Here is a 9,498-nt window from a genome sequence, read left to right as displayed (position 1 = left end):
ACGCGGGCAGCTCGGCGGCCCGTGCCACCGGCCGCTCGGCGGCGCGGGCCCCCGGGGCCGCCGCCTCGGGGGCGTAGCCGCCCGCCGCGCCCTTGCGGGCGTACGCGGAGCCGGGGAGCTTGTCGGCGTACGCGCGCGTGACGCGGTCGCGGTAGGCGGCGAGGGTGGTCCCGTCCTTGCCGACGGCCCGCACCGCGTCCTCGTCCAGCGGCAGCACCTTCGTGCCCTTCTGGACGTACCAGGCGTCGATCTGCGGTTCGCGGAAGACGAGGCCCCCGGGGAGCTTCGCGGCCCCTTCGCGGGCGTACCGGAACTCGTCGTCGCCGGTGGCGATGTTCACCACCTGCCAGCCGGCGGAGTTCCGTACCGTCCACAGGGACGCCCTCTGTCCGTCGGCGGCGACGGCGAGGCTGGCCCGGAACTCCTCGCGGGCCACCGGCGCGCCCGCCGTGCCGGCGACGAAGTCCGCGGAGAGGATCCGCACCGGGACGGACGCGCCGGATATCCGGGGCGCCGCCTCCGTGCGGGCGAGCGCCCCGTCGCGGGCGAAGAAGCGGCCGAGGGTGGCCAGCGTCTCCGGCGCGGCGGCGGCCCGCTCCGCGGTCGGCGCGGTGGGCAGCGGGTCGCCGGAGGCGCCGGCGGCGAGGGCCGCCGCGGCGAGGGCGAGGAGTGCGGCGGCGGCTCCGGTCACGAGTGCCGTGGTGGTCATGGTCACGCCCCGATCCGGTAGAGCGAGTGGGTCCAGGAGAAGGACCCGTTGTTGACGTACCACGCGTGGGAGGCCCAGTTGTAGCGATTGCTGGAAGGCCACGGATCGCCCCAGTAGACCCAGCTGTTCGCGTCGTCGTAGCCGTACAGCACGTGCATGTGGCCGCCGCCGCTCGACCACTGGATGCGGGTCTCGACGGGCCGGTCGGCGTTGATCTCGGTCTGGACGGTGGCGTAGCGCAGCCAGCCGTCGACGTACGAGCCGGGGCGGACGCCGGCCCAGGAGAGGCCGGTCTGGACGTTGCCGAGGGTGGCCTGCGAGTTGGGGCAGTCGTAGCCCTGCTGACGCTGGAAGGCGGCGTTGCAGAACTGGTTCTGGCTGTAGCCGCGGCCGAACCAGGTGGCGATGGTGTTCCCGGCGGCCGCCCAGCACCAGTTGGTCTTCTGCTGGGCCTGCATGGTGATGTTCAGGCGCTTGGTCGCGAGGGCGGCGGCGGGTGCCGGCGCCGTGCCGGTGAGCGGCGCGGGGGCCGGCGCGGCGGACGCCGAGGCCGCGGTGGGGACGAGGAGCAGCGCGGCGGCGGCGAACGCCACGAGGCTCCTCCGCCCGTTCTGGAGTCGTCTGCGCATGGGGGTCCTCCCAGTGCGGGGGTGGGGATGGGTGGGGGGTGGAGGTGGCGTCCGGACACCGCTTGGAGCATCGGTCGTTGTCGGGAGCGGGTCAACACGCTTCAATGCGGGGTGACATCGGGCTGTGAACGGTGTGGCGCGGGTGTGAACGCGCGCCCGCTGCCCACCTGCCCGCCCGCCGTCCGGGCCCCGCTGGTCCCCGCCCCGGGCGTGAACGTTCACCGAGGAGCCCGTGTGAGCCACACCGAGGCCGATCTGGTGCAGCTGCTGCACACCGGCCCCTTCCACCTGGCGCTGCGCACCGCCCTGGCCGTGCGCGGGCTGCCGCTCCAGCGGGTCCAGCACCATCTCGCGCACCGGGGCGTCAAGGTCGGGGTGACCTCGCTGAGCTACTGGCAGCAGGGCGCCCGCCGCCCGCAGCGGCCGGAGTCCCTGAAGGCGGTCCGGGCGCTGGAGGAGGTGCTCCAGCTGCCGGGGAACTCGCTGCTGCGGCTGCTGGCGGAGGACGCGGCGGCCCGGGAGGGGGTGGAGCGGCCGGCGGCCCGGTCGTTCCGCTCGCTGGTCGAGGCGTCGGGCGCGGTGGAGGAGCTGTTCGCCGAGCTGGAGTCACCCGCGGACGGCGGGCTGCACACGGTGGGGCACCACGAGCGGGTGCGGATCGGGCCGGGCCGGGAGCTGGTGGGGCGCGAGTCGCAGCACGTGGTGCGGGCGCACCGGGACGGCGTCGACCGGTACCTCGCCATCCACCACGGCGACCCGGGCTGCGATCCGGCGCGGGTGCGGGTGCGGGCGGTGGAGAACTGCCGCACCGGCCGGGTGCGCGGGGACGCGGAGACCGGTGTGGTGGTCGCCGAGCTGCTCTTCGACGCGCGGCTGCGGGCCGGGGACACCCATCTGTTCTCGTACGGCTTCGAGGACGGGACGGCCGGGCCGAGCGGCGAGTACCTGCGGGGCTTCAGCTTCGCGGGCGGGCAGTACGTGCTCCAGGTCGCCTTCGACGAGGCGGCGCTGCCGGTACGGTGCCGGCGCTTCGCCCAGGCGTCGGCGGGCGCGCCGCGCGGGGGCCGGACGGAGCTGACGCTCGGCGGCCGGCACCGCACGGTGCACCTGGTGGAGCAGGGGGTGCGCCCCGGGATCCTGGGGATCGACTGGGACTGGGAGTGAGCCGGGCGCGCGGGACGGCGGGCGGGCTCGGGCGGAGGCTGCGGGAGGGTGCGGCTCAGGCGGAGGGCGCGGCCTTCGGCCCGGCGACGAGCTTGCCGCCCTCGACGCGGACCTCGACGGCGGGGAGCGGGACGGTGGCGGGGCCCTGGAGGGCCTTGCCGGTGGTGACGTCGAAGCGGCTGCCGTGGCAGGGGCAGTTGCCCTCGTTGTTCTCGATCTTGTCGAGGACGCAGCCGGCGTGGGTGCACTGGGCGCTGAACGCCTTGTACTCGCCCTTGGCGGGGCAGCTGACCAGGACCTTCTGCTCGCGGTAGAGCTTGGCGCCGCCGACCGGGACCTCGTCCGGCGAGCCGAGGGCCACCGGCGCGGTGGGCGTGGGCACGCCGGCGTGGCCGACCTTGGACTCGGTGGAGCAGGCGGCGACTCCCAGCCCGGCGGCACCGGCGAGAGCGGCACCCTTCAGGACGGTGCGGCGGGTGGACTGGCCGGACATGATCGCTCCACGTGGGACGGTGAAAGGGTGGTCGTCCCGACGATACCCGCGCCCTTTCGGCCGGTTTCGACCGGGACCCGATCCAGGATCGAATTCGCCCGGGCCCCGGGGAACGCCGTGGGAGCACCGTCCCGCGGGGTGGCGGGCCGGGACGTTTCCTCGGCGGCGGGGCCCGCGGGCGGCGGCGCGGAGGAGGTGCCCCGCGGCCGGGATCCCCGAGGGAGCGGCGTGCCCGCGGGCCCGCTCGACGAGGCCGCCGGCCGGCCGGGTGTCACGCCTTGCGGGCGCGGGTGACCGTCTTCTTCGCGGGTGCCGCCTTGGTGGCCTTGGCGGCGGTCTTCTTCGCGGCGGCGGCCTTGGTGGCCGCGGCCTTGGTGGCGGTGACCTTGGTGGTGGTGACCTTGGTGGTGGCCTTCTTCGCCGCCGTCTTCCCGGCCGCCGTCTTCTTGCCCGCCCGGCGCGGCGCGGGCACGCCCGCGTCGCTGATCCGGTCGGCGCCGAGGATCTCGCGGAGGAACTTGCCGGTGTGGCTGGCCGGCTCCGAGGCGACCTCCTCGGGGGTGCCCTCGGCGACGACCATGCCGCCGCCGCTGCCGCCCTCGGGGCCCATGTCGATGATCCAGTCGGCGGTCTTGATGACGTCGAGGTTGTGCTCGATGACGATCACCGAGTTGCCCTTGTCGACCAGACCGGACAGCACCTTGATCAGCTTCGAGATGTCCTCGAAGTGGAGGCCGGTGGTCGGCTCGTCCAGGACGTAGACCGTACGGCCGGTCGACCGCTTCTGGAGCTCGGAGGCGAGCTTGACGCGCTGCGCCTCGCCTCCGGAGAGCGTCGGGGCCGACTGCCCGAGGCGCACGTAGCCGAGTCCGACCTCGTTGAGCGTCCGCAGGTGGCGGGCGATCGTGGGGACGGCCTCGAAGAAGCCGAGGGCCTCCTCGATCGGCATGTCCAGGACCTCGGCGATGGACTTGCCCTTGTAGTGGACCTCCAGGGTCTCCCGGTTGTACCGGGCCCCGTGGCAGACCTCGCACGGCACGTAGACGTCCGGGAGGAAGTTCATCTCGATCTTGATGGTGCCATCGCCGGAGCAGTTCTCGCAGCGGCCGCCCTTGACGTTGAAGGAGAAGCGGCCGGGGAGGTAGCCCCGCACCTTCGCCTCCATCGTCTCCGCGAAGAGCTTGCGGACGTGGTCGAAGACGCCGGTGTACGTCGCCGGGTTCGAGCGCGGGGTGCGGCCGATCGGCGACTGGTCGACGTGCACGACCTTGTCGACGAGGTCGTCGCCCTCCACGCGCGTGTGGCGCCCGGGCACCGTCTTGGCGCCGTTCAGCTCGCGCGCGAGGTGGGTGTAGAGGATGTCGTTGACCAGCGTCGACTTCCCGGAGCCCGAGACGCCGGTGACGGCGGTGAGGACGCCCAGCGGGAAGGAGACGTCGATGTCCCGCAGGTTGTTCTCGCGGGCGCCGTGGACGGTGAGCAGCCGTCCCGGGTCGAGGGGGCGGCGGACGTCCGGGGTGGAGATCGCGCGGCGGCCGGAGAGGTACTGCCCGGTCATCGACTCCTCGTTGGCGAGGAGCTCCTTCAAGGTGCCGGAGTGGACGACCTTGCCGCCGTGCTCGCCGGCGCCGGGGCCGATGTCGACGACCCAGTCGGCGACCTTGATGGTGTCCTCGTCGTGCTCGACGACGATCAGGGTGTTGCCCATGTCGCGGAGCCGGACGAGGGTCTCGATCAGCCGGTGGTTGTCGCGCTGGTGGAGGCCGATGGACGGCTCGTCGAGCACGTAGAGCACGCCGACCAGGCCGGAGCCGATCTGGGTGGCGAGCCGGATGCGCTGGGCCTCGCCGCCGGAGAGGGTGCCGGCCGCGCGGTTGAGCGAGAGGTAGTCGAGGCCGACGTCGACGAGGAAGCGCAGCCGCTCGTTGACCTCCTTGAGGACCCGCTCGGCGATCTTCTTGTCGCGGGCGCTGAGCGTCAGGCGGGAGAGGAACTCGGCGCAGTCGCTGATCGACATCGCGGAGACCTCGGCGATGGACTTCTCCATCACGGTGACCGCGAGCACGATCGGCTTGAGCCGGGTGCCGTGGCAGGTGGGGCAGGGCACCTCGCGCATGTAGCCCTCGAAGCGCTCCCGGCTGGAGTCGCTCTCGGCCTCGCCGTGCCGGCGCTTCACGAAGGAGACGGCGCCCTCGAAGGCCGGGCTCGTCCAGGCGCGCTCGCGGCCGTACCTGTTCCGGTAGCGGACCTCGATCTGGGTCTTGTGGCCGTGCATGAGGGCCTTCTTGGCCCGCTGCGGAAGGCCCGCGTAGGGGATGTCGGTGCGGAAGCCGAGGGCCTGGGAGAGCCCGTCGATCATCCGGCCGAAGTACTCCTTGGTGTGGCCGTGCGACCAGGGGTGGATGGCGCCCTCGTCGAGGGACTTCTCCTCGTCGGGGACGACCAGCTCGGGGTCGACCTCCATGCGGGTGCCGATGCCGGTGCAGTCGGGGCAGGCGCCGAAGGGCGAGTTGAAGGAGAAGGAGCGGGGCTCCAGCTCCTCGAAGGAGAGGTCGTCGTACGGGCAGTAGAGGTGCTCCGAGTACATCTTCTCGCGCTCGGGGTCGTCCTCGGGGAGGTCGACGAAGTCGAGCACGACCATGCCGCCGGAGAGCCCGAGGGCGGTCTCGACGGAGTCCGTGAGGCGGCGCTTGGCGCCCTCCTTCACGGTGAGGCGGTCGACGACCACCTCGATGGTGTGCTTCTCCTGCTTCTTCAGCGTCGGCGGCTCGCTGAGCTGGATCGTCACGCCGTCGACCCGGGCACGGCTGTAGCCCTTGGTCTGGAGGTCGGCGAAGAGGTCGACGAACTCGCCCTTGCGCTCGCGCACGAGCGGCGAGAGGACCTGGAAGCGGCTGCCCTCGGGGAGCTCCAGGACCTTGTCGACGATGGCCTGCGGCGACTGGCGGGAGATCGGCCGGCGGCACTCGGGACAGTGCGGCTTGCCGATGCGGGCGAAGAGGAGGCGGAGGTAGTCGTAGACCTCCGTGATGGTGCCGACCGTGGAGCGCGGGTTGCGCGAGGTCGACTTCTGGTCGATGGAGACGGCGGGCGAGAGACCCTCGATGAAGTCCACGTCCGGCTTGTCCATCTGGCCGAGGAACTGCCGCGCGTACGAGGAGAGCGACTCGACGTACCGGCGCTGCCCCTCGGCGAAGATCGTGTCGAACGCGAGGGAGGACTTGCCCGATCCCGAGAGCCCGGTGAAGACGATGAGGGAGTCACGGGGGAGGTCGAGCGAGACGTTCTTGAGGTTGTGCTCGCGCGCGCCACGGACGATGAGACGGTCGGCCACGCCGGTCCGCACCTTTCTTGAGAGAGCGGATGGAGAGCGGATGTGCCTGAGACACCCGACAAGCACTCAACACCCAAGGATGCCGGATGCTTCCTCGGTGGGGGTGCCTCCATCGAGCCTATAGCACGTACATTCGATTTCCGGCGGTCCCTCGCCTGCTTCACCCGAACGAGTGGTCGGCGCTAGGGTCGGCGCCATGATCGATCACGAGCGCGACCTCGCCTCCCTGCACGAAGCGACCGAGCGGCTGCTGACCGACGCCGCCTCCTGGGACAACGCCTCCGTCGCCGAGCCGTCACGGCTTCCCGGCTGGACGCGCGGCCACGTCCTCGCCCACCTGGCCCGGAACGCCGACGCCCTGGTGAACGTCTTCGAGGGCCGTCCCATGTACGCGAGCGCCGAGACCCGCGACGCGGACATCGAGCGCGACGCCTCCCGCCCCCTCGACGTCCAGCTCGCCGACGTCCGCGCGACCGCCGAGCGCTTCGCGGCGGCCACCGCCGCCCCGGGCGACTGGAGCCGCACCGTCGAGCTGCGCAACGGCGTCACCGACAGCGCCTCCCGGGTCCCCTTCCGCCGCTGGGTGGAGGTGGCCCTGCACCACGTGGACCTCGGCTGCGGCTACGACCTCGAGGACCTCCCCGAGGAGTTCGTCGCACGGGAGATCGACTTCCTCGCCGAGCGGTTCGCCGGGCACCCGGCCGTCCCCTCCACCGGTCTCCGCGCCGACGACGGGCGGACGTGGACGACCGGCGGCGGCGCCGAGGGCGGCCCCGTGGCCGTCTCCGGCCCCGCGCCCGAGCTGCTCGGCTGGCTCGCCGGCCGCCGCGACGGCTCCGCCCTCAAGACCGAGGGCGGACCGCTCCCCCAGCTCCCGCCGCTCTAGGGCCTGTCTGACCATTGGCCGCCTGGCCGGCCCCGCCGTCGGCGGGCGGGGCTAGGCTGAGGCCATGACGTACAGCGGAGCGGTGAGGGTGGGCGGTCCGGCCGACGTCCACGAGCTGAAGGACCTGATGATCTCCAAGGTCGCGGTCGGCCCGATGGACAACAACGCGTACCTGCTGCGCTGCCGGGCCACCGGGCAGCAGCTGCTCGTCGACGCGGCCAACGACGCGGAGACCCTGCTCACGCTGATCGGTGACGACGGCATCACCGCCGTCGTCACCACCCACCGGCACGGCGACCACTGGCAGGCCCTGGCCCGGGTGGTCGCCGCCACCGGCGCCACCACGTACGCGGGCGCGTACGACGCGGAGGGCATCCCGGTCGCCACGGACGTCCTCGTGGAGGACGGCGACACCATCCGGGTGGGCGAGGTGGAGCTCACCGCCCGGCACCTCGTCGGCCACACCCCCGGCTCGATCGCGCTGGTCTACGACGACCCGCACGGCCACCCGCACCTCTTCACCGGCGACTGCCTCTTCCCCGGCGGCGTCGGCAACACCTGGAAGGACCCGGAGGCCTTCGCGAGCCTCCTGCGCGACGTGGAGACCAAGCTCTTCGCCGTCCTGCCGGACGAGACCTGGGTCTACCCCGGCCACGGCAAGGACACCACGCTCGGTGACGAGCGCCCGCACGTGCCGGAGTGGCGCGAGCGCGGCTGGTAGACCGCCCGACCGACCGCGCCCCTGCCCGGTCCGGCCCCTGTACCCGAAGCGCCCCCGGTACCGCCGGGGGCGCTCCCGTACGCCCCCGTAACCCGGACGGCGGCCGGGTAGTTGGCGCCACATGCACCCCAGTCACGCTCCGTCGCCACCGACGGCCCGTCCGGCGCCCTCGATGCCCCGGCTCGCCGCCGCCTCGCTCGTCGGTACGGCCATCGAGTTCTTCGACTTCTTCGTGTACGGCACGGCCGCCGCCCTCGTCCTCGGGCCGCTCTTCTTCCCGACCTTCTCCCCGCTCGCCGGGACCCTCGCCGCCTTCGGCACCTTCGCCGTCGGCTTCCTCTCCCGCCCCATGGGCTCCGTCCTCTTCGGACACATCGGGGACCGGCACGGGCGCCGGCCGGTGCTCTTCGCCTCCCTGCTGCTCACCGGCTGCGCCACCGTCGCCGTCGGCTGCGTCCCCACGTACGACGCGATCGGCGTCGCCGCCCCCCTGCTCCTGCTCCTGCTGCGCTTCCTCCAGGGGCTCGGGCTGGGCGGCGAGTGGGGCGGAGCCGTCCTGCTGACCGCCGAGCACGCCCCGCCGCACCGCCGGGCCCTGTGGTCGAGCTTCCCGCAGATCGGCCCCGCGGTCGGCTTCCTCCTCGCGAACGGCGTGATGCTGGCGCTCACCGCCGGGCTGAGCGACGCCGACTTCCGGTCCTGGGGCTGGCGGGTGCCGTTCTGGGCGGCGGGGGTGCTCGCCGCGGTCGGGCTGCTGCTGCGCTCCTCGCTGGCCGAGACCCCGCAGTTCGAGGAGCTGTCCGCGTCCGGGAGCCGCGCGGGCGCCCCGCTCGCCGAGGTGGCGCGCGACCACTGGCGGCTGGTGCTGCTGACCGCCGGAGCCCTGGCGGTCGGGTACGCGATCTTCTACACGGTCTCCACCTGGGCGCTGGCCTACGGCACCGAGCGGCTCGGGGTGAGCAGCACGATGATGCTGGTCTGCGTGATGGCGGCGGTGGCCGTGAAGGGCGCCGCGACACCCTTCCTGGCCCTGCTGGGCGACCGCTGGGGGCGCAGACCGCTCTGCCTGGCCGGGTGCGCGGGGGCCGCGGTGTGGATGTTCCCGATGGTGGCCCTGCTGCACACCGGGCGGCCGCTGCTGATGTTCCTGGGCTTCCTGGGCGCCCTGCTGGCCTTCATCACCATGTTCGCGGTGGTCGCGGCGTACCTCCCCGAGCTGTACGAGCCCCGCGTCCGCTGCACCGGCGCGGCCGTCGGCTACAACCTGGCGGGCGTCCTCGGCGGCGCGCTGACCCCCATCGTCGCCACGACCCTCTCGAAGGACGGCTCGGGCCCCCCGTGGGGCGTGGCGGCCTACCTCACCGCGGTCGCCCTGATCAGCCTCGGCTGCTTCGCCCTGCTCCCGGAGACGCTGCCGGAGCGGAGCCCCGAGAAGGCCGAGGAGAACGAGGAGGCCGTGGAGGGCGCGCCGGCCTAGACACGTCCTTCCGGGCCCGGGCCGACGACCGGCCGGAGACACGGAGACGGCGACGGCCGGCCCGGGCGGGATGCCCGGGCCGGCC

General features: G+C 73.3%; 8 protein-coding genes. 4 read left to right on the top strand and 4 right to left on the bottom strand.

The annotated features are described in order from the left end of the window. Positions 1-709 (bottom strand): hypothetical protein (locus IE321_RS39395; protein WP_229916782.1); only part of this gene is annotated, 709 nt, incomplete at its 3' end. 2 nt (positions 710-711) lie between these two features. Continuing rightward, on the bottom strand, positions 712-1,338 hold the full coding sequence (locus tag IE321_RS39390) for a papain-like cysteine protease family protein (RefSeq protein WP_043219349.1): 627 nt from the start codon (positions 1,336-1,338) through the stop codon (positions 712-714). 234 nt (positions 1,339-1,572) lie between these two features. On the opposite strand from IE321_RS39390, the gene IE321_RS39385 reads away from it, so the two are divergent. Next, complete coding sequence (locus IE321_RS39385; RefSeq protein WP_043219347.1) at positions 1,573-2,502, top strand: hypothetical protein; 930 nt, start codon at positions 1,573-1,575, stop codon at positions 2,500-2,502. A gap of 55 nt (positions 2,503-2,557) precedes the next feature. On the opposite strand, the gene IE321_RS39380 is transcribed toward IE321_RS39385, so the two are convergent. Together IE321_RS39380 and uvrA are read right to left on the bottom strand one after the other, a co-directional pair. Further along, complete coding sequence (locus IE321_RS39380) at positions 2,558-2,995, bottom strand: Rieske (2Fe-2S) protein (RefSeq protein WP_190226471.1); 438 nt, start codon at positions 2,993-2,995, stop codon at positions 2,558-2,560. Between the two features lie 271 nt (positions 2,996-3,266). After that, positions 3,267-6,329 (bottom strand): excinuclease ABC subunit UvrA, encoded by a 3,063-nt coding sequence (uvrA, locus tag IE321_RS39375; protein WP_190226470.1) that lies wholly within the window; start codon positions 6,327-6,329, stop codon positions 3,267-3,269. Positions 6,330-6,525: 196 nt separating this feature from the next. Here uvrA and IE321_RS39370 point away from each other — a divergent pair, with 196 nt between their 5' ends. The 3 genes from IE321_RS39370 (at position 6,526) to IE321_RS39360 (ending at position 9,413) form a co-directional block, all read left to right on the top strand. Next, entirely contained in the window at positions 6,526-7,215 is a 690-nt protein-coding gene (locus tag IE321_RS39370) for a maleylpyruvate isomerase family mycothiol-dependent enzyme (protein WP_190226469.1), read from the top strand. A gap of 64 nt (positions 7,216-7,279) precedes the next feature. Beyond that, on the top strand, positions 7,280-7,936 hold the full coding sequence (locus IE321_RS39365; protein WP_190226468.1) for an MBL fold metallo-hydrolase: 657 nt from the start codon (positions 7,280-7,282) through the stop codon (positions 7,934-7,936). 172 nt (positions 7,937-8,108) lie between these two features. Next, complete coding sequence (locus IE321_RS39360; protein WP_190226467.1) at positions 8,109-9,413, top strand: MFS transporter; 1,305 nt, start codon at positions 8,109-8,111, stop codon at positions 9,411-9,413. Positions 9,414-9,498 lie beyond the last annotated feature (85 nt).

The sequence above is a fragment of the Streptomyces hydrogenans genome, from assembly GCF_014656075.1.
Lineage (GTDB): Bacteria > Actinomycetota > Actinomycetes > Streptomycetales > Streptomycetaceae > Streptomyces > Streptomyces hydrogenans.
Note: the sequence above shows the minus strand (reverse complement) of the source record. Positions and strands in the feature narration are given on the sequence as shown.

Excerpts from the sequence above, each read along its gene's own strand:
- IE321_RS39390 (WP_043219349.1), bottom strand. The coding sequence starts at position 1,338 with ATGCGCAGACGACTCCAGAACGGGCGGAGGAGCCTCGTGGCGTTCGCC.
- IE321_RS39380 (WP_190226471.1), bottom strand. The coding sequence starts at position 2,995 with ATGTCCGGCCAGTCCACCCGCCGCACCGTCCTGAAGGGTGCCGCTCTC.
- IE321_RS39370 (WP_190226469.1), top strand. The coding sequence starts at position 6,526 with ATGATCGATCACGAGCGCGACCTCGCCTCCCTGCACGAAGCGACCGAG.
- IE321_RS39365 (WP_190226468.1), top strand. The coding sequence starts at position 7,280 with ATGACGTACAGCGGAGCGGTGAGGGTGGGCGGTCCGGCCGACGTCCAC.
- IE321_RS39360 (WP_190226467.1), top strand. The coding sequence starts at position 8,109 with ATGCCCCGGCTCGCCGCCGCCTCGCTCGTCGGTACGGCCATCGAGTTC.